General features: G+C 49.7%; 24 protein-coding genes. 15 read left to right on the top strand and 9 right to left on the bottom strand.

Annotated elements, in window-relative coordinates; all coding sequences use genetic code 11:
* The 4 genes from EGV91_RS10540 to pxpB all read right to left on the bottom strand — a co-directional run.
* On the bottom strand, positions 1-881 hold an 881-nt coding region (locus EGV91_RS10540; RefSeq protein ID WP_135503506.1), incomplete at its 3' end, for an NRAMP family divalent metal transporter.
* 24 nt (positions 882-905) lie between these two features.
* Positions 906-1,676 (bottom strand): LamB/YcsF family protein, encoded by a 771-nt coding sequence (locus EGV91_RS10535; protein WP_135503504.1) that lies wholly within the window; start codon positions 1,674-1,676, stop codon positions 906-908.
* Positions 1,673-2,653 carry a 5-oxoprolinase subunit C family protein gene (locus tag EGV91_RS10530; protein WP_135503521.1) on the bottom strand — a complete coding sequence of 327 codons (981 nt, stop codon included), beginning with the start codon at positions 2,651-2,653 and terminating at the stop codon, positions 1,673-1,675. Before EGV91_RS10530 ends, EGV91_RS10535 begins: the two co-directional genes overlap by 4 nt.
* Entirely contained in the window at positions 2,637-3,335 is a 699-nt protein-coding gene (gene pxpB, locus EGV91_RS10525; RefSeq protein ID WP_135503502.1) for a 5-oxoprolinase subunit PxpB, read from the bottom strand. Before pxpB ends, EGV91_RS10530 begins: the two co-directional genes overlap by 17 nt.
* 371 nt (positions 3,336-3,706) lie before the next feature.
* Here pxpB and EGV91_RS10520 point away from each other — a divergent pair, with 371 nt between their 5' ends.
* Positions 3,707-4,528, top strand: a complete 822-nt coding sequence (locus EGV91_RS10520; RefSeq protein WP_135503500.1) for a hypothetical protein — start codon at positions 3,707-3,709, stop codon at positions 4,526-4,528.
* A gap of 293 nt (positions 4,529-4,821) precedes the next feature.
* Here the strand turns inward: EGV91_RS10520 and EGV91_RS10515 are convergent, their stop codons facing one another.
* Positions 4,822-5,673 carry a transporter substrate-binding domain-containing protein gene (locus EGV91_RS10515; RefSeq protein WP_135503498.1) on the bottom strand — a complete coding sequence of 284 codons (852 nt, stop codon included), beginning with the start codon at positions 5,671-5,673 and terminating at the stop codon, positions 4,822-4,824.
* A 194-nt stretch (positions 5,674-5,867) separates the two neighbouring features.
* Between EGV91_RS10515 and EGV91_RS10510 the strand changes: the two genes are divergently transcribed.
* From EGV91_RS10510 to EGV91_RS10500, 3 genes are read left to right on the top strand one after another with little or no spacing between them, the layout of a single operon-like run.
* Positions 5,868-6,770, top strand: a complete 903-nt coding sequence (locus EGV91_RS10510; protein WP_135503496.1) for an ABC transporter ATP-binding protein — start codon at positions 5,868-5,870, stop codon at positions 6,768-6,770.
* Positions 6,770-8,377, top strand: a complete 1,608-nt coding sequence (locus EGV91_RS10505; protein ID WP_135503494.1) for an ABC transporter permease — start codon at positions 6,770-6,772, stop codon at positions 8,375-8,377. The genes EGV91_RS10510 and EGV91_RS10505 overlap by 1 nt, the downstream gene beginning before the upstream one ends.
* Positions 8,378-8,391: 14 nt before the next feature.
* Positions 8,392-8,778, top strand: a complete 387-nt coding sequence (locus EGV91_RS10500; protein WP_135503492.1) for a VOC family protein — start codon at positions 8,392-8,394, stop codon at positions 8,776-8,778.
* Between the two features lie 40 nt (positions 8,779-8,818).
* On the opposite strand, the gene EGV91_RS10495 is transcribed toward EGV91_RS10500, so the two are convergent.
* A complete protein-coding gene (locus tag EGV91_RS10495) occupies positions 8,819-9,511 on the bottom strand; it encodes an LrgB family protein (RefSeq protein WP_135503490.1) in 693 nt (230 codons plus the stop codon).
* A 5-nt stretch (positions 9,512-9,516) separates the two neighbouring features.
* Positions 9,517-9,888 (bottom strand): CidA/LrgA family protein, encoded by a 372-nt coding sequence (locus EGV91_RS10490; protein ID WP_135503488.1) that lies wholly within the window; start codon positions 9,886-9,888, stop codon positions 9,517-9,519.
* Positions 9,889-10,082: 194 nt separating this feature from the next.
* Here EGV91_RS10490 and EGV91_RS10485 point away from each other — a divergent pair, with 194 nt between their 5' ends.
* Positions 10,083-10,778, top strand: a complete 696-nt coding sequence (locus EGV91_RS10485) for an AIM24 family protein (protein ID WP_135503486.1) — start codon at positions 10,083-10,085, stop codon at positions 10,776-10,778.
* Positions 10,779-11,092: 314 nt separating this feature from the next.
* On the top strand, positions 11,093-12,463 hold the full coding sequence (gene brnQ / locus EGV91_RS10480; protein ID WP_135503484.1) for a branched-chain amino acid transport system II carrier protein: 1,371 nt from the start codon (positions 11,093-11,095) through the stop codon (positions 12,461-12,463).
* Between the two features lie 108 nt (positions 12,464-12,571).
* Here brnQ and EGV91_RS10475 read toward each other — a convergent pair whose 3' ends face one another.
* Positions 12,572-13,222: a GntR family transcriptional regulator gene (locus tag EGV91_RS10475; protein ID WP_135503482.1), complete on the bottom strand. Its 651-nt coding sequence runs from the start codon at positions 13,220-13,222 to the stop codon at positions 12,572-12,574.
* A gap of 199 nt (positions 13,223-13,421) precedes the next feature.
* Here EGV91_RS10475 and EGV91_RS10470 point away from each other — a divergent pair, with 199 nt between their 5' ends.
* The 6 genes from EGV91_RS10470 to EGV91_RS10445 all read left to right on the top strand — a co-directional run bounded on the left by EGV91_RS10470 (position 13,422) and on the right by EGV91_RS10445 (position 20,001).
* Positions 13,422-14,639 (top strand): class I SAM-dependent rRNA methyltransferase, encoded by a 1,218-nt coding sequence (locus tag EGV91_RS10470; protein WP_135503480.1) that lies wholly within the window; start codon positions 13,422-13,424, stop codon positions 14,637-14,639.
* A 96-nt stretch (positions 14,640-14,735) separates the two neighbouring features.
* Positions 14,736-15,041, top strand: a complete 306-nt coding sequence (locus EGV91_RS10465; RefSeq protein WP_135503478.1) for a DUF3817 domain-containing protein — start codon at positions 14,736-14,738, stop codon at positions 15,039-15,041.
* 130 nt (positions 15,042-15,171) lie between these two features.
* Positions 15,172-16,383, top strand: coding sequence for an MFS transporter (locus tag EGV91_RS10460; protein ID WP_175580299.1), 1,212 nt, complete (start codon positions 15,172-15,174; stop codon positions 16,381-16,383).
* A 48-nt stretch (positions 16,384-16,431) separates the two neighbouring features.
* Complete coding sequence (locus EGV91_RS10455) at positions 16,432-18,171, top strand: ABC transporter ATP-binding protein (protein ID WP_135503476.1); 1,740 nt, start codon at positions 16,432-16,434, stop codon at positions 18,169-18,171.
* Positions 18,172-18,233: 62 nt separating this feature from the next.
* Positions 18,234-18,998, top strand: coding sequence for a MerR family transcriptional regulator (locus EGV91_RS10450; protein ID WP_135503474.1), 765 nt, complete (start codon positions 18,234-18,236; stop codon positions 18,996-18,998).
* Between the two features lie 160 nt (positions 18,999-19,158).
* Positions 19,159-20,001, top strand: coding sequence for an endonuclease/exonuclease/phosphatase family protein (locus EGV91_RS10445; protein ID WP_135503472.1), 843 nt, complete (start codon positions 19,159-19,161; stop codon positions 19,999-20,001).
* A 75-nt stretch (positions 20,002-20,076) separates the two neighbouring features.
* Here the strand turns inward: EGV91_RS10445 and queF are convergent, their stop codons facing one another.
* Entirely contained in the window at positions 20,077-20,571 is a 495-nt protein-coding gene (queF, locus tag EGV91_RS10440; protein ID WP_135503470.1) for a preQ(1) synthase, read from the bottom strand.
* Between the two features lie 320 nt (positions 20,572-20,891).
* Between queF and EGV91_RS10435 the strand changes: the two genes are divergently transcribed.
* The 3 genes from EGV91_RS10435 to EGV91_RS10425 all read left to right on the top strand — a co-directional run bounded on the left by EGV91_RS10435 (position 20,892) and on the right by EGV91_RS10425 (position 22,386).
* On the top strand, positions 20,892-21,428 hold the full coding sequence (locus EGV91_RS10435) for a TraR/DksA C4-type zinc finger protein (RefSeq protein ID WP_338325040.1): 537 nt from the start codon (positions 20,892-20,894) through the stop codon (positions 21,426-21,428).
* Positions 21,429-21,533: 105 nt separating this feature from the next.
* Positions 21,534-21,884 carry a nuclear transport factor 2 family protein gene (locus EGV91_RS10430; RefSeq protein WP_135503465.1) on the top strand — a complete coding sequence of 117 codons (351 nt, stop codon included), beginning with the start codon at positions 21,534-21,536 and terminating at the stop codon, positions 21,882-21,884.
* 103 nt (positions 21,885-21,987) lie between these two features.
* Positions 21,988-22,386, top strand: coding sequence for a thiol-disulfide oxidoreductase DCC family protein (locus EGV91_RS10425; protein WP_135503463.1), 399 nt, complete (start codon positions 21,988-21,990; stop codon positions 22,384-22,386).
* The last annotated feature ends 56 nt before the right edge of the window (positions 22,387-22,442 follow it).

The following is a 22,442-nucleotide window of genomic DNA, read 5'->3' as shown; positions in this document are numbered from 1 at the left end:
GCCGCTCCGACAACCGATGTCACAGCCGCGGCCCACATCACCACGCCGAAAATCTTGTAGCCGATATTGCCGGCAGCCAATTGGAATACAGAAGCCGGCGGGTTGTCCGGATTCAGCTGCAAACCTTGCGAAACGACGCCAAGCACCGCCAGAAAAAGAAGGACGCGCATCAATGACGCAATCAGAATGGCGGCAATCGAGCTGCGCGTAACAGCAGGTACGTGTTCTTTGCCGGTCAAGCCGGCATCGATCAGCCGGTGGCCGCCGGCAAATGTGATATAGCCGCCAACGGTTCCGCCGACAAGCGTTACGATGGCAAAAATGTCGATGGTATCCGGTACAAAGGTTTTCACTACGGCTTCGCCGATCGGCGGCTGGGCCGAAATCATGACGTAAACTGTCAAGGCGATCATGACGAACCCGAGAACCTGGGCAAACCGGTCCATCGCTTTGCCTGCTTCTTTGACCACGAAGATGCCGACAGCCAGCAAGCCGCTTAAAATGGCGCCGGTTTTGGCATCGATGCCGAACAAAACGTTCATCCCGAGGCCAGCGCCGCCGACATTGCCGATGTTGAAGGCCAGGCCGCCCATGACAACAAGAAGGGCTAAAAAGTAACCGAGACCAGGCAGCACATCATTGGCAATATCCTGTGCCCGTTTTCCAGAGACGGCAATGATGCGCCAAATATTAGTCTGGGCTCCGATATCAATGATGATGGAAATGAGAATGACAAAGCCCATCGAAGCCATCAATTGGTCAGTAAAAACGGTCGTCTGGGTAAGGAACCCAGGCCCGATGGCGGAAGTCGCCATCAGGAAAGCGGCACCGAGCAGGACGCTGCGGTTCGCTTTTTTAATGATTTTCGCATCTTTGTCCATGGTATTGCCTCCTTTGGAATGGAATTACAGAAACTCTTCTACTTTGGTGATGTCGATTCCTGCACCGGCCAGTGAACTCGAGATGGCAGCTGCGAAATCGAGTGCCGTCGCGCCGTCGCCGTGGATGCAGATGGTGTCGGCTGTAATTTGGATTTCCTGCTGCTGGGTGCTCATGACTTTTTGTTCTTTGACCATACGTATGACTTGTTCGAGTGCCGTCCCGGTATCGGTGAGGAGTGCATCCGGCTGGGTGCGCGGTGTCAAACTGCCGTCGGCCTGGTAGGTGCGGTCCGAGAAAACTTCGTTGGCAGTGCGCAAACCGATCTTTTTCCCGGCTTTCACCAATTCGCTGCCGGACAAGCCGAATAAAATAAGTTCAGGATCGATTTTATACACGGCTTCCGCGATCGCTTCCGATAATCCGGCATTTTGCGCAGCCATATTGTAAAGGGCGCCGTGGGCTTTGACATGCTGCATCTTGCCGCCTTCAGCTTGGACGAAGCCTGATAAAGCGCCGATCTGGTAAACGACCAGGTCATAGGCTTCCTGCGGCGACAAGCTGATGTTGCGCCGGCCGAAGCCGACCAGGTCCTGAAGCCCGGGGTGGGCACCGATGCCGACGTTCTTCTCGAGCGCGAGCTGAACGGTTTTGCGCATCGTTGCCGGATCCCCTGCATGGAAGCCGCAGGCGATATTGGCTGATGTGATGTAGTCCAGGATGGCCTCGTCATTGCCCATTCGGTAAACGCCGAAGCTTTCTCCCATATCGCAGTTCAAATCCACTTTAAACGTCATTTCCATTCCTCCATTTTCAAGTCGATTCCAATTTTCATTTGGCGGATATGCTGTTCCTGCGCAATCAACCGCTTTTGCGCTTCATCGAGCGAAATTTCCTTGAAGCGGATTTTATCTCCCGGATTCAATTGGCTGATGAGCGGCAAGTCGATGCTTGCCACTTGGCCGATTTTCGGATAGCCGCCGGTCGTCTGGCGGTCTGCCATCAAGACGATGGGGTTGCCGTCCGGCGGCACTTGAATCGAACCGAATGCCACAGGCTCCGAAATCAATTCCTCAGCTTTGTTGAGTGAAAGCGGTGTGCCTTCAAGGCGGTAACCCATGCGGTCGGAATGGGCGCCAACAGTGAACTGGCTGCTAAAGACCCGCTCTTGGCTTTGTGCATCGAACAAGTCAAATTGGCGGCCTTTCATGATGCGGACTACGGGTTCATTGAAATAGCGGATGGCCGGAATCTGCCATTCCTGGCCGGAGTTCGCCGCTTTCAACAGCGCTGCCGCGCGTTTCGGGTCCACCGGATTCAATGGCACACGGTCGCCCGTTTTCAGCGCCCGCCCCTGAAATCCGCCGATCGCTGCGCGCAAATAGGTCGATTTGCTGTGCATGACTTCAGGCACATTGATGCCGCCAGCTGCGGCAAGATAGGTTCGGCATCCTTTCTTGGGTGCGCCGAATGACAAGGTGCATCCTTTTTTGACTGCAAGCGTGCGCCACATGCGGCATTCTTTGCCGTCGAGTTGAGGGGATAGGTCTCCGCCGCATAACGCGATGATTGCATCTTCTTCGAACTCAATGGAAGGGCCGGCAAGAGAAATTTCAAGCGTTGCTGCATTTTCGTGGTTCCCCACGAGCAAATTCGCGATGCGGTGCGCAAATGGATCCATTGCGCCGCTCGCGATGACGCCGTATTTCTGGAAGCCGTAGCGTCCAAGGTCCTGTACGGATGTCAGCATGCCGCCTTTAAGAATCTTCAGCATCATGATGTTCCTCCCATTCGTAGTATTCCTGTTCTGAAATCCGGCGGAATTTAATGGTGTCGCCGGCTTTCAGCAAGCTGGGCATTTCCTGCTCCGGCCGGAACAGGCGCAGCGGTGTACGGCCGATCAATTGCCAGCCGCCCGGTGTTTCAATCGGGTAGACGCCGGTCTGGATGCCGGCGATGCCGACGGTTCGTTCCGGTATTCGCAGCCGCGGGCTTTCCCGGCGTGGCGCTGCGATTTTCTCGGACATGCCGCTGATGAATGGGAAGCCGGGGGCAAAACCGATCATCGACACCGCATAGTCGCCCGCGCTGTGGATGGCAACCACTTCTTCAGCAGTCAATCCATTATGCTGTGCCACGAATTCCAGGTCGGGGCCGAACTCGCCCCCGTAGCATACGGGAATTTCCACAATGCGCGGTTCTGGTACAGGAACCTCGCTGGCATGCTGCAAGAGCTCTTCTAAAGCACTTTTCGCTTCATCGTATAAAACGGCAAGCGGGTTGTAGAAGACCGCGATCGTCGTGAACGCTGGTATCGATTCGACCATCCATACAGGAGGCCGGCCTTCGAGCAAGGCCGCCGCTTTCCGGATTTGCTGCTGCACTTCTTCGGTTATTTCGTTGCCGGCTTCGATCATGATCGCCTGGTCCCCAAGCGGGGTGAACGTAAAGCTCATGCTGCCACCTCATACTCTGATTATTCGAATTACTTATTTCAGTATACGGCTTTGATGCAGTGAACGAAAGGTTCTGCAAGAAGTAGTAATGAGAAATGATGAATCAGTGTATTGTGGCAGTTAATTCCGGAAAGTAGATATGACGTGTGCTTTCAATTAGGATAGCAGTATGGCTCAATCGGAAATGAGGCTAAAAAATGGCCGAAGGAACAATTTAAACTGACTGAAATACGGCATATCTATCAACAAAAAAGGGATATTCATCGTGCAATTTTATTTTTTATGTACGCCTCATTGTGATCGTCTTTATTTTTTATATAAATTGAACTGCTTCAAGCAAATAGAACCCTTTAAAACGAAGGAGCGATGATATGTATTTAATAAAAAAATCAGTGGAGTTAGTGAATAGGAATATGGTGATGATTGTGCCTTTCTTATTGCATTTTGTAATCGTGGGTGGGGTTTCTTTCATCGCTATTCTAGGAGGGAGTCTGTGGTTTTTTTCTCCTGGCGCGACAGATGATGAGTTTTATGTTCTTGATCGGCTAATTGGAATAGTAAGTGTGAGCTATCCATTGCTGAAGATAGTCGGCGTCTTTATCTTGGTTCTTTCTTTGCTGATTCAAGCGTTTGTTATAAGCGGTGGTATAGGAATGGGGAAAGAAGTGTTAAAAAGGGGATCGGCGAACCTTTCAGATTTCTACATATACGGCAAAAAGTATTTTTTAAAAGCTCTTCTTATCGAAATGATGGGTGTAGTGGCATCATTATTGGTGATGCTCCCATTTTTCATTTACCTGCTTGAAAATATAAGTGTTCTCCTAGCGGCTGGAAATCTTTCGATTGAGTTCCTTGCAATCTTTCTTGTATCGGGCATTGCAGCAGCGATTGCATATTTCATTGCTCACTTCAGTATGATCCCGTTGATTAAAGGTGAGTCAGGTTTCTGGAAAGCAATTAGAAGCAGTTTCTGCATATTGCTTAGAGGCTATAAAGACGCCATATTTTTCTTAGTTGTAGCGATAATGGCAATGACCGTAGCCATAATTTTTTCCTTGGTTTTATTCATCATTCCGATATTTGGGCAAGTGGTGGCAGCCATCACTCAATTTTATTTTTTGGGTGTTTTGTTAATGTGGTCCATGATGTTTTACGACAAATACAAAGATAGACAAGAAGAGTTCGAAGTTTAAGCTGGGAACTTAATTATAAGAAGGGATGGATGATTAGTCAGCACCGTACACTTTTTTTGTGAGTGTTGCTTAGCGGTGGCTTTCTTTTAATAAAAACTATTGGCCATGTCCATGTTCCCAACAAATAGCCTTATTTGGTGAATAAAGAAAAGCATCATGTAAGCAATGGAAGCTAAAAAAGATGGCTCCGGTGGAAAACCGAAGCCATCTTTTGGCAGATTTGCTGCAGGATGCTTTTTTATAGACTGTCCATTAAATAGGGCTCACTTAGCATTTGCGGACAGCTTCCTTCTTTATTCTTCGATATCGATTTTCTGTGTTGCGTCAGCGCCGTTGAAAAATTCTTTTGAAATCTCGGCGATCGTTCCATCTTCCAGCATTTCTTCGATAGCGCCGTTGACGTTTTCAACCAATTCTTCGTTGTCTTTGTTCATGACCATGCTCACTTCCGACGGGCTGTACTTGATGTCGGGGTGGATGGTGATGTTCAATTCCGGGAAAGCCGCCAAAGCCAATGTCTGCAAATAATAATCGTTCAAGATAACGTCCGTGCGTCCGATGGCGACGTCGCGCAAATACACTTCGTTCGTCGCGTTGTCGTAAACCACTTCTTCAGCGCCATAAGAACGGGCCGTTTCCATATAGACCGACGTGGAAGCGCCAGCCGCTTTTTTGCCTTTTAAATCTTCCAATGTCTTGATGCCCGACAAATCATCTTTGCGGACAATCGCTGTGCCGTAAGAAAATTTGAATGGCGTCGAGAAAGCGAATTTCTCTTTGCGGTCTTCAGTTGCTTCAATGTCGTTCGCTGCTAGGTCGACTTGGCCCGTTTGCACAGAAGTCAGCATTTCATCGAAGCCGAGCTCCGAGAATTCGACTTCAAGCTCGAGGCGTTCAGCGATTTCGCGCACGACTTCAACTTCGAAGCCGGTCAATTTGTCGGTGCCTTCTTCGCGGTAAGAAGTGGGGAACAATGTGCCGGAAGTGGCAACCGTCAATGTGCCTTCTTCTTTGATTTCGTCCCACGCCGTTTTGGCTTCTTCAGAACCGCTGTCGCTGCCAGAAGATCCGCAGCCTGCTAAAAGTGAAAGGGATAATGTGCCTGCGAGCAAGGCCCAACCCTGTTTTTTCAATAAATGCTTCATTGTGTGGTCCCTCCTTGAAATGTAATCCTTTAAAAACATAGCATTATAAACGAAAGGGGGCAAAGTATTCTTGCAACTTCCCGATAAGTTTAATTATTCTTTCAATTCAATTGCAGGGGATGGCTGGCAATGCATCGAATTAATTCCATAAGAGCAAAGGGCTGGAGTGAAGTGGCCAGAACGGAGTGGCGTACATGGCGATGTTGAAAACAACTGGTTTAACGAAGATGTTCGGAGATTTCAAGGCGCTTGACGGGGTTGATTTGGAAGTGGAGGCGGGCGAGGTTTTTGGTTTTATCGGTCCGAACGGCTCAGGGAAATCGACGACGCTGCGCGTGCTTCTCGGTATTCTCCAAGCAACCGAAGGGAAGGCGGAAATCTTCGGCCTGGATGCCTGGAAAGATGCAGTGGAAATCCATAAGCGGGTCGCCTATGTGCCTGGGGACGTCAATTTATGGCCAAACCTGACCGGCGGGGAAGTCATCGATTTGTTCATCAAATTGCGCGGCGGCAAACCGGACGGCAAGCGGGAAGAGCTGATCCGCCGGTTCGATCTGGACCCGCGCAAGAAATGCCGTGCCTATTCCAAAGGCAATCGGCAGAAAGTGGCGCTGGTCGCTGCGCTGTGCATGGATGCGGACCTTTATATTTTGGATGAGCCGACTTCCGGATTGGATCCGCTGATGGAACGGGTTTTCCAGGATTATATTATGGAAGTGAAAGCAAAAGGCAAAAGCGTGCTCTTGTCGAGCCACATCTTGTCAGAAGTGGAAAAGATCTGCGACAAGGTGGCAATCATCCAGCAAGGGAAAATCATCGAAACAGGAACATTGAAAGAGCTCCGGCACCTGACCGGCACCATCGTCCAAGTCGAGACGAAAGTGCCGATTGCCGGTTTGCGGGAGTTGAAAGGCGTCAGCGGCGTCACGGACGAAGACGGCGCGGTATCGTTTCAGGCGGACACGGAAGAGCTTGACGCCATCATGCGCCATATCAGCGCTTTTGGCATTACGCGGATGGACAGTTCCCCGCCGACATTGGAGGAGTTGTTCATTCGCCATTATGAAAAAGTCGATCATCCGGGGGGCGGGGGCTAATGGACAAAGGGTTAGTGCAAGGCACAAGCGCTTTGATGCGTTTTATCGTCCAGCGCGACCGCCTGCGGCTGCCTTTATGGCTGTTGTCATTCATCGCGATGACGTGCATCATCGCTTTTGCGTTCACCGGTTTGTACCAGAATGATGCGGAACGGCAGGCGATGGCGGAGACGATGCGCAATCCGGCGATGACGGCAATGGTCGGCCCGGGCTATGGTTTGGATAATTACACAATCGGGGCGATGCTGAGCCATGAAATGCTGCTGATGACGGCTGTGGTGGTCGGGCTCATGAATATCCTTCTGCTGTCCCGCCATACGCGCGCGGACGAAGAAGATGGCCGGCTGGAAATGATCCGGTCGCTGCCGGTCGGTCGGCTGTCGAATTTGCTGTCGGTGCTGCTCGTGCTATTCGGCGTGAATGTGCTGTTATCGGTATTGACCGCGCTGTCGCTGATGGCGCTGAACATTCGCAGCATCGATGCCGAAGGGTCTTTCGTCTATGGTTTTGCGCTGGGGTCGGCCGGCATGGCATTCGCTGCAATAGCGGCTGTTTTCGCCCAGCTCTCCCAGAGTTCGAGGGGCACGGTCGGCTTGTCGATTACGGCATTGCTGCTGGCCTATATCATACGGGCAATCGGCGATCTGTCAGACGGAACGCTGTCGCTGTTCTCACCGCTCGGCTGGATTCTCCGCACGGAAGCATATGTCACTAATTATTGGTGGCCCATTTTCTTGACGGCCGGCGCAGCGTTGGCGCTCGCGCTGCTGGCGCTGTATTTGAATTCGGCGCGTGACCTCGGCTCCGGCTTTTTGCCGGTGCGTGCAGGACGGGCGCACGCTTCCAAAGGGCTGGAGAATCCGTTCGGCCTGGCATTCCGGCTACAGCGGACGGGCCTCATCGCTTGGGCAGCAGGGTTGCTGCTGATTGGCGCCTCCTATGGTTCGGTGCTCGGCGACATGGAATCTTTCTTTGAAGACATCGATTTGATGCAGCAGCTGATCGTCCAGCAATCCGGGTTTTCCATTACCGAACAATTCATCCCGGTGCTGATGTCGGTTATGGCCATACTCGGGACGATTCCGGTACTGATGGCGGTGCTGAAAGTGAAAGGGGAAGAAACCAATGGGCGCTTGGAACACATCCTGAGCAAGGCCGTATCGAAAAATCGGCTGCTTGGCAGCTATGTGCTGCTTGCGGTGTTGGCAAGCTTCGTGATCTTGGGGCTCGCTGGCCTCGGCCTTGGCGGAGTCGGCATTTCGGTCATTGAGGAAGATCTTCAGCTCGCTATGTTCATGAAGGCTGCGCTGGCTTATTTGCCGGCGGCATGGGTGATGGTTGGCGTCGCGGTTTTATTGCTCGGCTGGGCGCCGAGGTTCACCGGTTTGATGTGGCTTTACATCGCATTTTCTTTTATTGCCATTTATTTTGGCGAGCTGTTTCAATTCCCGGATTGGGTGCAAAAGCTGACGCCTTACGGCTACGTCGCGCAAGTGCCGGTTGAAGCCGTGGATTGGGGCATTCTAAGCGCATTGGCCGCTGCCGCTGCCGTGCTTTTAATCATTGGATTTATGGGCTTCAATAAAAGAGACATCAGCCAATCGTAAAGGAGAGGATCGCATTGGAACGTCAACTCCCGAAAGTCACCACTTTTCTAATGTTTACTGGGCAAGCGGAGGAAGCGATGAAATATTATACGGCGGTGTTTGAGGATTCCGCTATCGACAATATTACGTATAACGAAGATGGTTCGGTGATGCTGGCCCAATTCAGGCTCGCCGACCAAGTCCTTTTGTGCATTGACAGCACGATCAAGCATGATTTCAGTTTTACGCCTGCCATTTCACTCTATGTAACATGCGACAGTGAGGCGGAAATTGACCGCGCCTTCAGCCAGCTGTCTGAAGGCGGTGAAGAATTGATGCCGCTCGGCGACTATCCGTTCAGCCGGAAATTCGGCTGGCTGATCGACCGTTTCGGCGTCTCCTGGCAATTGAATTTGCCATAAAAAACCCCCATGCGCCAGCTGCGCATGGGGGTTCTGTTGTTTACATAAACAATAGCCAGACAATCGCCGGGCCGACAAATGAACCGACGACTGCACTCAATGTCATCGCTACTGAGCTCATCGAGGCATCTTCGACGCCATATTCAAAAGCTTTTGCGGTGCCAAGCCCGTGGGCGGATGTGCCAAGGCCGATGCCGCGTCCGATGGCTGAATCGATGCGGAGCGTTTTCAAGAGCCAAGGACCCGTTAGGATGCCGGTGAATCCGGCAGCCATGACAAATACCGCCGCCAACGACGGGATTCCGCCAAGCGAATCTGCGAGCTGCATGGCAACTGGTGTAGTAATCGATTTTGGCAGAATCGTTAAAATCATTTCGGCGGAAAAGCCCATCACTTTTGCAAGCAGCGCACCGCTGAGCATGCCGACCAATGCGCCTGCTGATACACCAAGCATGATGGGCGCCAAGTTTTGCGCCAATAATTTCCGCTGCTTGTAAAGAGGGACTGCAAGTGCCACTACAGCGGGTCCGAGCAGTGCGCCAATCCACTGTCCGCCGAGCATATAGCGCTCGTAAGGGATGTCAAACAGCAATAGGATGACGATCAGCGCCGCGGTCGTCGTCAACACGGGCGTCAGCAGCGTCCAGCGGTATTTCAGGTAAAGAGTGTTCAAAAACAAGTAAGCTGCAATGGTCAATGCGGCGAACAGCAACGACAACAGAACAAGATTCATAAGCGTCACAAGCTCCTTTCGTCAGTACGCCGCCGGGAAGCCCATTGGCTGAGAACAGCGGATACGCCCATTGTCATCAATGTACTGAACATCGCAATGGCAATCAGCCATAGGCCTTTGCCTGTAAACAAATCGCCGTACTGCATAACACCGACCGTGGCCGGGATAAAATACAAGGATAAAAAAGCGAGAAGGAATTGAGCGCCGGATTCGATCCACCGCAGCGGATAAATTTTCAGGAGCAATGCGATAAAAAGCAGCAAGAAGCCGACGATGCTGCCAGGAAGTGGCAAATTGAAAAAATCCCGCAGCCATTCGCCAGCGACGTAAAATCCGTATAATACAATCAGCTGCGTAAAGGTTATCAAAAATTTCATTGAACATCGCGCCTTCCGGTAAAATTGGCAAAACAAAACGAGCTTCTTTCCATAATTAGTTATTCTACAACATTTTCACACGGAAGCGGGGCATAAGATTTGCGCAATCCGAGAAACACTGCAGATAGATTAATGAAACCTTCAAGATGCAGCATCCGTAGATAGATACTATAGACGGAAAGGGGAAATGGCACATGGCGAATTATACGATTGATGAATTTATCCGGCTGACCAAGCAAGACGAACGGGAAAACGATTATTTCGAGCTGGAAACACCACGCATCTTGGAAGTGAATTTAGCAGATATGGTGTGGGCAAAAGCAGGTTCGATGATTTCTTATACCGGACAAATCAAGTTCGAGCGTGAAGGTGTTCTTGAGCACGGCGTCGGCACGATGTTCAAAAAAGCATTGACCGGTGAAGGGACGTCGCTGATGAAAGCAGTCGGCCGCGGCCGGCTGTATCTGGCGGATAAAGGAAAGAAAATCACGATTTTCGAATTGAACGATGAAGCCATTACGGTCAATGGCAATGATTTGCTGGCTTTCGAACCGGGCATTCAGTGGGAAATCAAGATGATGCGGAAAATGGCTGGCGTCATGGCCGGCGGCTTGTTCAATGTGACATTGAAGGGCAAAGGGCGGGTGGCGATCACTTCCCATTATGAGCCATTGACGCTGCTTGTGCGTCCGGGCGAGCCGGTGCTGACCGATCCGAACGCTACTGTTGCCTGGTCAGGCAATTTGACGCCTGAGTTCCGCACCGATGTTTCGCTGCGGACATTTCTTGGGCGCGGAAGCGGGGAGTCGATTCAGATGGAATTTACAGGAGAAGGCTTTGTCATCGTTCAGCCATTCGAAGAAGTGTACCTTAGCGGCAATGTGACATGATTTGGCTAAGGTTTTTATAAGATGTGGACACCCGGGCATTTGCGCCCGGGTTTTTTTGCGGCGATTTCTAAATTCCTGCAAGATTTCCTTTTTTTGAGAAAAGCTATTCCGAAAAAATGAGTTCCATCAACAAGTTTACAAAATTAACTGTTTTTTTGAAAATTTAAAGTAAATTATGTTGCATTTTTCTTTAGATATTGTATTATGACTTTATGCGATATATTGCATACGAAGATTAGTGTGCCGAAATATTATTTTAAAATTCTTTTGTCATAGAAAAATGAAAAGCTTATTGCTTAGGAGGAAAAAGTGAAATGGATAAAAAGTTATCGTTTAGCGCGTATGCTGTAATTGGAATGATGTTGTTCGCATTGTTTTTTGGTGCAGGGAACTTGATTTTCCCGGCACAACTTGGACAAGCTGCAGGCTCTGAAGTCGCATGGGCCATTCTGGGCTTTCTGATTACAGGCGTAGGCTTGCCGCTTCTTGGAATTTTAGCTATCGGTTATTCGAAGAGCAGTGATTTGCAAGACCTTTCAAGCCGTGTACATCCCGTATTCGGCGTCATCTTTACAGCACTTTTGTATTTAACGATCGGACCTTTCTTTGCACTTCCGAGAACAGGCGCCGTATCGTATGAAATCGGCATTGCTCCTTTTGTGGGCGGAGACTTCGCATCGATCGGATTGCCGGTGTTTACAGTGGTTTTCTTTGGGCTTTCGCTGTTATTGTCCCTGAATCCTTCGAAATTGGTCGATAGCATCGGCAAATTCCTGTCGCCGGCAATTCTTATTACGCTGGCTGCGCTATTGATCATGGCAATTGTAAACCCAATGGGCAAAGCAGCGGCTCCACAGGAAGCGTACGCAAGCGGCGCTTTCCTAAAAGGATTCACGGAAGGCTATAACACGATGGATGCTTTGGCCTCTTTGGTATTCGGCATTATCGTCATCGCTACTGTCCGTAAATTGGGCGTTACTTCCCCAAAAGGGATTTTATCCGCAACGCTGAAGAGCGGTGTGGTCGCTGCTGGTCTTCTGGCAGTTGTTTATGCTGGAATCGCCTATCTGGGTTCAACCAGCACAAACACTTTAGGGCTTTTTGAAACAGGCGGCCCCGTATTAAGCGGAGCATCATCCCATTATTTTGGAACATTCGGTACGCTTTTGCTTGCGGTCATCATTACGCTTGCCTGTCTGACGACTGCTATCGGCTTGACCGTTGCCAATGCGGAATACTTCCATAAATTGATGCCGAGAATCAGCTATAAAGCTTATGTGGTCATTTTCTCTGTCTTCTCTTTAGTAGTGGCAAACGCAGGCCTTTCGAATATCATCGCCTATTCGATCCCTGTATTGATGTTCTTGTATCCATTGGCGATTGTCTTGATCATCTTGGCGTTCCTATCGCCGGTGTTCAAGCATGACCGGATCGTCTACGTTGGCGCTATGGCAGTAACATTCTTTATCGCAATCATTGATGGATTGAAGACGCTGACTGCGTCACTTGGCATTGCCAATCCTGATTGGCTGCAATCAATCATCGATTTCTATGCTGCATCGCTGCCACTCTACAATGATGGGCTTGGTTGGCTCATTCCAGCACTGGCAGCCATTGCTGTATTCTCTGTCATCGCGCGCAGCCGGAAAGGCGTCAATGTCCAAACGGCACGCAACGAAGCATAATTGCCCGGATATAGGCTGATCCGAAAAATCGGGCCGGCTTCCATATCAAAAAAGCTGTCTCCAGCGCTTAGCGCGCAGGGGACAGCTTTTTTCAATGGCATCGGTAACTTATAACGACAGCTCATCGACTGTGCGGTTCCAATTGGCTTTCATCAGCAGGCACACTTTTTCAGCGTCCTGTTCTTTTAATGCCGCGATGATTTCGCTGTGTTCTTCGACCGATTGCTGGGTCAAAATCAATGAATGATGGAAAAATTGTCTGCGGACATGAGCTTGCAGACGGCCAAGGATGGTGTCGACATACGGATTGCCAGCAGCATTGACGATGTGTTGATGGAATTCCTGGTCGATTTTCAATGCCGAGAAATTATCCCGGGCTTTTATGGCATCAGCAAAACGCTGATTTGTCTCAGTGAGCAGATCGATTAATTCGCTGTCTAGGCGGGGGATTGCTAATTCGGCAGCCAAGGCCTGTAATGCAGAGAGCGGCGGAAGCAAGGTTTTAAGATCTTCCTTTTCCACCCGTGTCACACGGGTAGCCTTACCAGGGAACATTTCCACGAATCCCTGAACCTCCAATAATTGCAGCGCTTCGCGGATAGGGGTCCTGCTTAAATTCAGCGCTTGTGCAAGTTCCGTATCAACCAACTTTTCATCAGGCTGTAATGTGCCATCTATAATCCATTGCTGTAATTGGTTATACGCGTTTTCTTTCGCGGTCATACGGACCGGTTTTGCGTGATTTACTGGAATCGGCATTGCAGGTGCACCCTTTCTCTTGCTGTTAATACTAAAAGTATACACCAATTTGTGGAAATGTTAAATATTCTTTATGCAATATATCGCTAGTTGTCAGAGGCGTTGTGTAAGGGCATTCCATGCGGAGGTATGATTAGCCGCGCTATTGTAATACACTGAGGATAAGACAATCAGATTTTAAGAGATAGGATGAGTGACGATGAGACAAGAAGTTACGGTAAGAGTGAACGATAAAGCGAAAGCGGAATTCCAAAGAGGCTATCCGTTGATTGCAAAAGAAGCGCTTGAAAATGCGGATGTGCTTGAAACAGAAGGCACCATCGTCAATTTGACGGATAAGCACGATAAATTCCTGGCAAAAGGCTATTACGGCAAGCAGAACAAAGGCTATGGATGGGTATTGACGCGCAATAAGGACGAAGCGATCGGCCAAGGGTTTATTGAACGGACGCTGGCCGCGGCAATCGCGGAACGCAAAACTTTTTACGATGACCCCAACACGACAGCTTTCCGCGTATTCAACGGCGAAGGCGATGGCTTCGGCGGGTTATCGATTGACTATTATGGCGGATTTTACCTTGTGAGCTGGTACAGTGAAGGCGTTTATTCGTTCAAAGACGAAGTGATTGCAGCGCTGCAGAACGTAGCAGACTGCAAAGGGGTTTACCAGAAAAAACGCTTTGATGCGAAAGGGCAATACATCGAAGAAGATGATTTCGTAGCAGGCGAACGCGGCGAATTCCCGCTGATCGTCAAAGAAAACGGCATTAATTTCGCTATCTATTTGAACGATGGCGCGATGACCGGCATCTTCCTGGACCAGCGCGATGTCCGCAACGCCATCAAAGAACGCTACGCCAAAGGCAAGACGGTGCTGAATACGTTCTCTTACACAGGTGCATTCTCGGTAGCAGCTGCACTCGGCGGTGCCATGAAGACGACGAGCGTCGATTTGGCGAAGCGCAGCAACAGCAAAACCATTGAGCAATTCAGCGTCAACGGCATCGATTACGAAAGCCAGGACATCCTGGTGATGGACGTCTTCAATTACTTTAAATACGCCAAACGCAAAGAAATGAAATTCGACTTGGTTGTCCTGGACCCGCCAAGCTTTGCGCGTTCGAAAAAATACACGTTCAGCACATCGAAAGACTATACGCACCTGATGCGGGAAGCCATCGCCATCACTGAAGACAAGGGTGTCATCGTGGCGTCGACGAATAGCGCGTCGTTCGGCATGCAGAAATTCAAAGGCTTTATCGAAAAAGCATTCAAAGAAGAAGACATGTCTTATAAGATCGTTGAAGAATTCACCTTGCCGAAAGACTTCCGGGTCCGCAAAGAATTCAAAGAAGGCGATTACTTGAAAGTCTTATTCGTAAAACTGGGCAAACGGAAAAATGTGGCGGAATCTTGAAGGGCTAATGGCTAAAAAGCGCCATTTATTGTTCTCTTGCTTGTTTCCACCCCTCCATCCCTTCTATAATGAAAAAATAGATAGCGAGGGGAAAAGATGATTAAAAATGCATTGGGCAAATTCCGCTTCATGGGTTTGCTTGAAGGAAGTTCGTTGTTGATTTTATTGTTCCTGGCCATGCCGTTAAAATATTTCTTCGGGTTTCCGGAGGCTGTCAGTGTGGTCGGGGCGGTCCATGGTGGGTTGTTCACGATTTACTGCGTGATGATCGCCTATATGACGTTTATCTTCAAATGGCCGTTCCGTTTTTCCGTGGCTGCAGTGGCAGTCGCTTTCATCCCGTTCGGAAATTTCATGCTGGACAGACGCCTTGAAAACTGGCAGCAAGCAAAGGCTGTTTAAAACACCTGCAGACACGAGTCTGCGGGTGTTTTTTTCGATTGAGTCAAGAAAGCCCATTGCTGGAAATGTCTTGGGGCGGGGAAATATTCTATAATGGAAGTGATTAGGATTTCGGAGAGGAGGCAGGCTGATGGCTAAAATAGCGACATCCCCCGTGATGGGGAATCCGGTATACCCTGTCATGTTCGCGATGGGGGCGTGCCATCTTTTAAATGATTCGCTGCAGGCGGTCATTCCGGCGATGTTTCCGATTCTGGAGGCGGACCTTGGCCTGACCTTCACGCAGCTTGGGCTGATTGCGTTTGCGCTCAATATGGTCGCGTCCGTGCTGCAGCCGGTCGTCGGGTTTATCAGCGATAAAAAACCGATGCCTTTCGCGCTGCCGTTCGGTATGGCAAGTTCGTTCCTGGGCATGGCGGGGCTGGCGTTCGCGCCGGAATATTGGATGATTGTGGTGTCCGTGATGTTCCTCGGCTTAGGGTCTGCAGTGTTTCACCCGGAAGGATCCCGCGTGTCGTTCATGGCGGCGGGGCATCGCCGCGGCTTGTCGCAATCGATTTACCAGGTAGGCGGCAACTCGGGGCAGGCGCTGGCACCGTTAATCAGTGCATTTATCCTGGTACCGCTTGGCCAGCAAGGAGCGGCGTTGTTCCTTTTTGTGGCGGCGCTCGGGATTTTCATTCTGTCGCGCATTTCGATATGGTACAAAGCGGAACTGGCGCGTCAACGGGCAGGCAATGGCAGGAAAGCGCTGTTGTCGTCATTGCCAGAGCTGTCAAAAAAGCAGGTTGGCGTTGCATTGGCGCTACTGCTTATCATCATTTTCGCGCGTTCGTTCTATGTCACAAACATCACAAGCTTTTATATTTTCCATTTGATAGAAGAATACGGATTGACGATTCAGAAGGGCCAACTTTACATATTTCTGTTCCTGGCATTGGGAGCGGCAGGGACCTTTTTTGGAGGGCCATTGGCGGACCGTATCGGGCGCAAGAATGTCATTGTCTTATCGCTGTTAGTGCCGATCCCGCTTGCACTTGTTTTGCCTTATGTATCGGTAGGGTTCGTTGTTGTGCTGCTGGCATTTATCGGGTTTTTCATTATGCTGAGCTTCTCGGTAACAGTCGTTTACGCGCAAGAATTGGTGCCCAGCAAGATCGGGACAATGTCTGGGCTGACGGTCGGACTGGCTTTCGGCATGGGAGCGATCGGCGGCGTAGCGATTGGCGTCTTGATGGATGCCATCGGGATTTATGAAACGATGGTCGTTGTGTCCTTTTTGCCGATTATGGGCTTGGCGGGAATGGCGTTGCCGAAAGACCGGAAAATCACAGTTGCTTAATAAGGAAGAATTAGTGAGGATTAAAAGGATGGAATGGAGTTTTAATTGATGAAAGAAAAAGAGAAAACAATCGGCTTAAAGCCGTTTTTATCCTTGTTGCTGTCGCTGAAGATTCCGAAAGGGGCGTTGGCGTTTGGGCTGGCCGCCAGTTTGGTGACGACGCTGGTCGGCTTGGCCGTACCGTTATTGACCAGAGATTTGGTGGACGGTTTCTCGCTCGATTCACTGAGTGTGCCGCTGATGATCGGCATCGGGGCGGCATTTATCCTGCAGGCCATTATTAACGGCGTCTCGATTTATTTATTGAGCAAAGTGGGCCAGCGCATCGTTGCCGGATTGCGGGAGCGCATGTGGGTCCATTTGATCCGTTTGCGCGTCAGCTATTTTGACCAGCAATCGAGCGGCGAGACAGTGAGCCGTGTGGTCAATGATACCGGCATTGTGCGAAATCTGATTACCGACCATTTTCCGCAATTTGTCACGGGCATCATTTCCATTATCGGCGCAGTCGTTATCTTAGCCGTACTGGACTGGAAAATGACGTTATTGATGATGGTATCAGTGCCGATGACAGTGGCGATCATGATTCCACTTGGCCGGCGCATGGCGAAGATTTCACGCAGCCTGCAAGATGAAACGGCGCAATTCACCGGCCATGTCCAGCAAACTTTAAGTGAAATCCGGTTAATGAAATCATCGACCGCTGAACAAGTTGAAGAAAAGAGAGGCTTGCAGGGGATTGCCGCCTTGTACGCAATCGGCATGAAAGAAGCGAAAATATATGCATGGATTGCGCCGCTCATGTACTTGGCAGTCATGCTGGTCATTGTCATGATTTTGGGCTACGGCGGAATCCGTGTAGCAGAAGGGTCCATGTCGACGGGATCGCTTGTCGCGTTCCTGCTGTATTTGTTCCAAATCATTGTGCCGCTTGCGACGTTCGCGCGGTTCTTTACGGAATTGCAAAAAGCGAAAGGTGCGACAGAACGCATCATCGGCATCTTGGAAGTGCCGCTAGAAGAAGCGCAGGAAGGCAGCAATATGGACATCGCCGGAAAAACCTTGCGTGCCGAAAACATCAGTTTTTCTTATGAAACAGGAGAAGCGGTGCTCGCGGATATTTCTTTTGAAGCGCAGCCGGGCGAGATGATCGCTTTTGCAGGGCCAAGCGGAGGCGGCAAAACGACGGTGTTCAGTTTGCTTGAACGCTATTATGAACCGGCTGCCGGTGAAATCACCATCGGCGGTGTTGGAATCAGCAGCATTTCGCTGGCATCGTGGCGCAGCCAAATCGGCTACGTTTCGCAGGAAAGCGCCATGATGGGTGGCACGATAAGGGCGAACCTGACTTACGGCCTGCCTGAAGCGGAAAAGATTCCTGATGAAGAGTTATGGCGTGTTTCCCGCATGGCTTATGCGGAAGGCTTTATCATGGAATTCCCGGATGGACTCGACACAGAAGTCGGCGAAAGAGGGGTTAAATTATCAGGCGGCCAGCGCCAACGGGTCGCCATCGCGCGCGCCTTTTTACGGGATCCTAAAATCCTCATGATGGATGAAGCTACAGCGAGCCTTGACAGCCAGTCAGAAGGCATTGTCCAGCAAGCGCTCAGCCGTTTGATGGAAGGGCGCACGACATTTGTCATTGCCCATCGATTGTCGACGATTGTCGACGCTGACAAGATTGTCTTTATTGAAAAAGGGCGTGTTACCGGAACGGGCACACACGAGGAATTGGCTGCATCGCATGCGCTCTATAAAGAATTTGCAGAACAGCAATTAACTTGAACTTGCGGCTTGACCTTGCCGTTGCGTCAAGGTGTAAAGTTGATCCATCAGGAGGTGGGCAGATGGAGTACACAATCCAAAAACTTGCGCATATAGCGGGTGTCAGTACGAGGACATTGCGGTATTACGATGAAATCGGATTGCTTGAGCCTGCGCGGAAAAACTCCGCGGGCTACCGGATCTATGGCGGCAGGGAAGTGGATAAGCTTCAGCAAATCCTTTTTTACCGTGCACTCGGGATGGATCTCGGAAGCATCAAAGAAATCGTCAACAATCCGTCATTCGATGGGACCGCAGCTTTGCAGGCGCACCGCTGCCAGCTCCTTGAGCGGCGCGCGCAGCTCGACCGCCTGATCCATACTGTGGAGGGGACAATATCCGCAAAGGAAGGGACGATTAGCATGAGCGACAGCGAAAAATTCGAAGGCTTCAAGAAAGAACTGATTGAGGACAATGAGCAGCGCTACGGCAAGGAAGTGCGGGAGGCTTACGGCGATGATATCGTTGACCAGTCGAATGCCAAAATGTTCAATATGAGTGAGGCGCAGTACGAAGAATTCATGGCGACGGAAAAGAGGCTGCTGGCCAAACTCGAGGAAGCCATGGAAGCAGGCAATGCTTCAGGGCCAGCAGCGCAAGAAGCGGCTGCATTGCATAAAGAATGGCTGGACTTCACTTGGCCCTCTTACAGCAAAGAAGCACATGCCGGACTTGCGCAGATGTACGTCGATGATCCGCGTTTTTCAGCCTATTACGAGAAGGTCCGCTCGGGAGCAGCCAAATTTCTGCGCGATGCCATTCATGTATACGTCGGATTTCACCAATAACCAAACGCAAAAGGCAGTTCCGGTTTTTCCCGGAGCTGCCTTTTACACTTTCTTTACAATCCTTAACATGTGCGATATTAATACGCAACAATCACCTGCTACAATAACTTTAACTCGGGTGCTTGCCGGTGAATTGCCTGATTCTAAAGGAGATGTTTGTATGCACGCAGGAAGAATGGAAGCGAATATTTCGGTGAAAGTCATGTCCTTCAATATTGCTCATGGCTTGGGTATGGACGGCATTGTGGATTTGGAAAAAACAGCTTCGGTCATAGAAGACTCATGCGCCCACGTTATTGGATTGCAGGAAGTGGACCGGTTCTTCTCGGACCGCAGTTCGTTTATGGACCAAGTGGACTGGCTCAGCGAAAGGCTTGGGATGCATGCTGCATTCGGAGCAAACTTGGACATCGAACCGGCAGCCGCCGACCAGCCGCGCCGCCAATACGGCAATGCCATTCTTAGCAAATACCCGATCAAATACGCGGAAAATCATTCCCTGACACCTGTCAAAAGTGATTTTGGCACAAACGAGCAGCGCGGAATCCTGGAAGCGGTCGTGGAAGTGAAAGGCAAGCATATCCATGTCTTTAATACGCACCTCGCTTTAAAAGAAGAAGAACTTAAAGTCAATATTGGGGAGTTGCTGAATATTTCGGGCAGGCGCCAATTGCCGCGCATTGTACTTGGCGATTTTAATGCGCCGCCGCAGCATCCCCATATCCAAAAACTTCACAGCCATTATTCGGACGCTTTTTTGAAGATGAAGAGAGGGGATGCGTATACGTATCCCGCCCCTTATACAAATGAAGAAACCGGGGAAATCTTTAAACCGGCGACGCGAATCGATTATATTTTCTCTTGTTCCCAGCTTGAAGTGATTCAAAGCGCGATCATGCATACCGATGTATCGGATCATTTGCCGATTGTGGCTGACTTTCTCTTGGTGCCTGCAAAAGTCGGCACCAAAAAGCCGGCAAAAAAGACTCCACAAAAAATTTGATGAAAAGCGGAGTAACCTTTAATTGGATATATACACAAAAAATCGCCAGCATGGAGCCCATGCTGGCGATTTTTATTATCTATTGGTGATTGTTTCCGGATTCATGTCGTGGTTCATCATGCGGTAGGAAGCCATTTCTTCGTATTTCGTTCCCGGTTTTCCGTAATTCGTATAAGGATCGATCGACAAGCCGCCGCGCGGTGTGAACTTGCCCCAAACTTCAATATAGCGTGGATCGAGCAGTTTGATCAAGTCGTTCATGATGATGTTGACGACATCTTCATGGAAGTCGCCATGGTTGCGGAAGCTGAATAAATACAGTTTCAGCGATTTGCTCTCCACCAATTTTTTATCAGGGATAAAGCTCAAGTAAATGGTCGCAAAATCAGGCTGTCCGGTCTGTGGGCATAGCGATGTGAATTCCGGGCAATTGAATTTCACGAAATAATCGCGGGTATGCAGATTATCGATTGCTTCAAGGATGTTCGGGTCATACTCGAATTTGTATTTCGTGTTTTGATTGCCGAGAAGTGCTAGGTGATCCAATGTCTCTTCGTTGCGTCCTGCCATGTGAAAAGGCCTCCTTCAAGTGTGTGGGCTTGAGAGAGGCCTATAAAATAAGGAACAAGAAAAAGCCGGTTGCGTCTGTAGACGGCTGAATTCGTCGATCCATAGTTTTTTATAGAGGGTGAAATGCTATGAACCTCTCCCGTTGCCGGCTTATGAATTTTCAATAGCTTCACTCATAGTAAAAGACTTTCAGAATGCTGTCAAATCCATTTTTCAGCCGGCAGCTTGAAATCATGAATTGTCGGTGCGAAAACCTCCGCCAGGTTTGATTTTGCTGAAAAAGGCAATATACAGAACAAGCAGCTTTTTGAGGAGGAATAATGATGACAGACGAACAGTTAAAACAAATGCAGGCCATATTGATAGAACAAAAAAATAAACTTGAGGGGCGCATCGAACATAAAGAAGAATTCGAGCGCACCGAGCTTTCCAATTACGATAACCACCCGGCAGACAATGCAACGGACTTGTTCGACCAGGAACGCGGAATGGCGATCAATCAGTTCAAGCAAGAAGAACTGGACGAAACATACGACGCACTTGCTGCAATACAAACAGGTACTTACGGAAAATGCGCTGTATGCGGAAAGGACATTCCGTTTGAGCGGCTTGAAGCTTTGCCGACGGCATTGACGTGCATCGACCATGCCCAGCATAATTTGGATATGACGACACGGCCGCCAGAAGAAGATGCAATAGGCAGTTCAACTTCCCGGCCAGCAAAAAAAGACGACAGCCGGCTGCGCGATTACGATGACAGCTTCGAGGATGTTGAAGATTTCGGTTCTTCCGACGGCCCGCAAGACCAGCCGGGCAAGCACATGGACGAATTCTACGACGACGAGAAAAAACAATAAACCGATCCCCGCTTGCAGAAGCGGGGATGTTCTTTTTAGCGTCTTCTTGACTGGCGGCAGGCAGTTGCCTAAAGTTAAGGAAATGCCGTTAAAGGGAGTGTCCAAATGGAAGAATTAAAACAGCAGATTTACCGTCTTGAATGCAGCCACCTGAAGCCTGAAGTGCGAAGTTCCAAAGAGAAAATCGGGGCGGTGCTGGATGAAGAATTTTTTGAAATCGGCAGTTCCGGATACATGATCTACCGGGCCGATATCGAGGGTGACCATGCATTGTCTATGGATCCATTGACAATCTCCGATTTCCAGCTGCATGAGCTCGGACCGGAGGCAGTGTTGACGACGTATAAGATTGTCAACGAACGGAGTGGGCGAGAAACACTGCGCAGTTCGGTCTGGAAAAAGAGGGCGTCAGGCTGGAGACTATTCTTCAATCAAGGGACTGTGGCAAGGGAATAGTGTTTGAGCAGGGGCAAAAGAGGTTATTTAATAGCTATATAGGCTGGAATCGGAAAAAACGTTCCGGCCATGTATGTGGGTTTTTAATGAAGGAGGAAAAATAATGGAACATGCGATTATTTTATTCGATGGAGATTGCAATTTCTGCGACTCCAGCGTTCAATTCATCATAAATCATGATCCTGCAGGCTATTATCAATTCGCCTCATTGCAGAGCGATATCGGCAAAGAGCTGAGCAGAAAGCATGAAGTACCAGCTGATGTAGATAGCTTGGTGCTCATTAAAGACGGACAGGCTTATGTGAAATCGGAAGGCGCATTAATGATTTCCAATCATTTGACGGGCCTGTGGAAACTCGCTTATTACTTGAAGCCGTTCCCGCGTTTCATTGGAGACGCAGCGTACGATGTGATTGCCAAAAACCGTTATAAAGTATTCGGCAAGCTTGACAGCTGCATGCTGCCGCCGCCGCATATCCGCAAACGATTCTTGGATAAATGACAAAGAGCCGAGGCGCATTGCGCTTCGGCTCTTTTTTTATGCCATATACAATTAGG

The organism is Planococcus koreensis, assembly GCF_004761975.1.
Taxonomy (GTDB): domain Bacteria; phylum Bacillota; class Bacilli; order Bacillales_A; family Planococcaceae; genus Planococcus; species Planococcus koreensis.
This window is presented reverse-complemented; position numbering and strand designations above follow the sequence as displayed.

Bases quoted from the DNA above. Each gene is read 5' to 3' on its own strand.
- EGV91_RS10450 (WP_135503474.1), top strand. From the start codon at position 18,234: ATGGAGTACACAATCCAAAAACTTGCGCATATAGCGGGTGTCAGTACG.
- EGV91_RS10475 (WP_135503482.1), bottom strand. From the start codon at position 13,222: ATGCCGATTCCAGTAAATCACGCAAAACCGGTCCGTATGACCGCGAAA.
- EGV91_RS10520 (WP_135503500.1), top strand. From the start codon at position 3,707: ATGTATTTAATAAAAAAATCAGTGGAGTTAGTGAATAGGAATATGGTG.
- EGV91_RS10530 (WP_135503521.1), bottom strand. From the start codon at position 2,653: ATGCTGAAGATTCTTAAAGGCGGCATGCTGACATCCGTACAGGACCTT.
- EGV91_RS10495 (WP_135503490.1), bottom strand. From the start codon at position 9,511: ATGAATCTTGTTCTGTTGTCGTTGCTGTTCGCCGCATTGACCATTGCA.
- EGV91_RS10425 (WP_135503463.1), top strand. From the start codon at position 21,988: ATGGAACATGCGATTATTTTATTCGATGGAGATTGCAATTTCTGCGAC.
- EGV91_RS10505 (WP_135503494.1), top strand. From the start codon at position 6,770: ATGGACAAAGGGTTAGTGCAAGGCACAAGCGCTTTGATGCGTTTTATC.
- EGV91_RS10435 (WP_338325040.1), top strand. From the start codon at position 20,892: ATGATGACAGACGAACAGTTAAAACAAATGCAGGCCATATTGATAGAA.
- EGV91_RS10485 (WP_135503486.1), top strand. From the start codon at position 10,083: ATGGCGAATTATACGATTGATGAATTTATCCGGCTGACCAAGCAAGAC.
- EGV91_RS10515 (WP_135503498.1), bottom strand. From the start codon at position 5,673: ATGAAGCATTTATTGAAAAAACAGGGTTGGGCCTTGCTCGCAGGCACA.
- brnQ (WP_135503484.1), top strand. From the start codon at position 11,093: ATGGATAAAAAGTTATCGTTTAGCGCGTATGCTGTAATTGGAATGATG.
- pxpB (WP_135503502.1), bottom strand. From the start codon at position 3,335: ATGAGCTTTACGTTCACCCCGCTTGGGGACCAGGCGATCATGATCGAA.
- EGV91_RS10490 (WP_135503488.1), bottom strand. From the start codon at position 9,888: ATGAAATTTTTGATAACCTTTACGCAGCTGATTGTATTATACGGATTT.
- queF (WP_135503470.1), bottom strand. From the start codon at position 20,571: ATGGCAGGACGCAACGAAGAGACATTGGATCACCTAGCACTTCTCGGC.
- EGV91_RS10470 (WP_135503480.1), top strand. From the start codon at position 13,422: ATGAGACAAGAAGTTACGGTAAGAGTGAACGATAAAGCGAAAGCGGAA.
- EGV91_RS10460 (WP_175580299.1), top strand. From the start codon at position 15,172: ATGGCTAAAATAGCGACATCCCCCGTGATGGGGAATCCGGTATACCCT.
- EGV91_RS10465 (WP_135503478.1), top strand. From the start codon at position 14,736: ATGATTAAAAATGCATTGGGCAAATTCCGCTTCATGGGTTTGCTTGAA.
- EGV91_RS10455 (WP_135503476.1), top strand. From the start codon at position 16,432: ATGAAAGAAAAAGAGAAAACAATCGGCTTAAAGCCGTTTTTATCCTTG.
- EGV91_RS10535 (WP_135503504.1), bottom strand. From the start codon at position 1,676: ATGACGTTTAAAGTGGATTTGAACTGCGATATGGGAGAAAGCTTCGGC.
- EGV91_RS10510 (WP_135503496.1), top strand. From the start codon at position 5,868: ATGGCGATGTTGAAAACAACTGGTTTAACGAAGATGTTCGGAGATTTC.
- EGV91_RS10445 (WP_135503472.1), top strand. From the start codon at position 19,159: ATGCACGCAGGAAGAATGGAAGCGAATATTTCGGTGAAAGTCATGTCC.
- EGV91_RS10430 (WP_135503465.1), top strand. From the start codon at position 21,534: ATGGAAGAATTAAAACAGCAGATTTACCGTCTTGAATGCAGCCACCTG.